Origin of the sequence: Kitasatospora sp. NPDC007106 (assembly GCF_040634455.1) — a bacterium.
Taxonomy (GTDB): Bacteria; Actinomycetota; Actinomycetes; order Streptomycetales; family Streptomycetaceae; genus Kitasatospora; species Kitasatospora arboriphila.
On record NZ_JBEYFP010001199.1, the window covers coordinates 1 to 1,464 of the forward strand.

Annotated in this window: 1 protein-coding gene; it reads left to right on the forward strand. The window is 79.6% G+C overall.

Annotated features, from left to right (window positions below; all coding sequences use genetic code 11):
* Nucleotides 1-1,291, forward strand: a 1,291-nt coding sequence (locus tag ABZ641_RS37125; protein WP_359988983.1) for a CHASE3 domain-containing protein, incomplete at its 5' end; no start/stop codon positions are given.
* Nucleotides 1,292-1,464: the final 173 nt, after the last annotated feature.

The window sequence follows — 1,464 nt, forward strand, 5'->3', positions numbered from 1 at the left end:
GCGCGCGGCGGACACCCCGCCGGGCCGGCTGCGGCTGGCCGGCGCCGCGCTGGTCGCGCTGGTGCTGCTGTTCGGGGGGACGGCGGCCTGGCAGGCCGACCGGCGGGCCGGGGCCACCGACCGGGTGGTCGGGCACAGCCAGCCGCTCAGCCGGGACGCGGCCGAGATCTACCGCTCCCTCGCCGACGCCGACACCACCGCGGCCGGCGGCTTCCTGCTCGCCGGCGACGAACCGGCCGAGCTGCGCAAGCGGTACGAGGACGACCTCGCCACCGCCGGCGAACTGCTCACCCGGGCCGCCGCCCGGACGGCCGCCAACTCCGAGGCGCAGCACCGCATCGACGACCTGAGCCGCCAACTCCCCCAGTACGCGGGTCTGGTGGAGACCGCCCGGGCCGACAACCGGCTCGGCCTGCCGCTCGGCGGCGCCTACCTGCGGTACGCCTCGGGGCTGATGCAGAACACCATGCTGCCGTCCGCGCAACAGCTGGTCACCGCCGAGTCGGGGCAGCTCGACGAGGACTTCGACGCGGCCGGGGCGATGCCCGTGGCGGCCCTGCTGCTGGGGCTGGCCGCGCTGGCCGCGCTCGGCGGGTACCAGGTGCTGCTGTTCCGCCGGACCAACCGGGTGTTCAACCCGGGCCTGGTGGCGGCCTCCGCGGCGGTGCTGGCCGCGGTGCTGTGGCTGGCGGTGGGCGGCGCGGTCGCCTCCGCCTCGCTGACCGCCGGCCGCACCGGGGGCGCCGATCCGCTGCGGGTGCTCGGCCAGGCCAGGACGGAGGCCCTGCAGGCCCGCGCCGCGGAGAACCTCAACCTGGTCGCCCGCGGGGCGAGCGACAGCTACGGCAAGCGCTGGCAGACGGTCACCGGGTCGCTCGGCGGCGCACCGACGCCGGGCGGCGGCCGGGCCGGCGGCGGCACCCTGGACCGGGCGGCCGCCCTCGCCCCCGCGGGCGAGGCGGAGCACCGGCTGGACGAGGCCCGCAAGCAGTTCGCGCAGTGGGACTCCCGGCACGACGCGGCCGCCGCCAGCGACCGGGCCGGCGACTACGAGGCGGCGCTGCGGGCGACCGTGGCGGTCGCCTCGGACACCACCACCGAGGCCGCCTGGGCCGCGATGGACCGGCAGCTGGCCGCCGCGGGCGCGGCCGAGCAGGACCGCTTCGGTGCGGAGACCTCCGGCGTGGCCGGCGGGTACGAGGCGCTCGCCGCAGGGGCGGCCGTGCTGGCCGTCCTGGCGGCGGCGGGCGTGGTCAGGGGCATCGGCCGCCGACTGGCCGAGTACCGGTGAGGGGGCGGGGGATGACGGAGCGCACGAGGACGACCCGCGGCAGGCGGGCGGGCATCACGGCCGGAGCGGCGGCCGCGGCGGCGCTCGCGGTGGCCGCCGGGCTGCTCGGGGGAGGCTCGGCCCCGGCCGGAGCCGCGGCGGCGCGAACGGCCCCGGCCGGAGCCGGGGCCGTT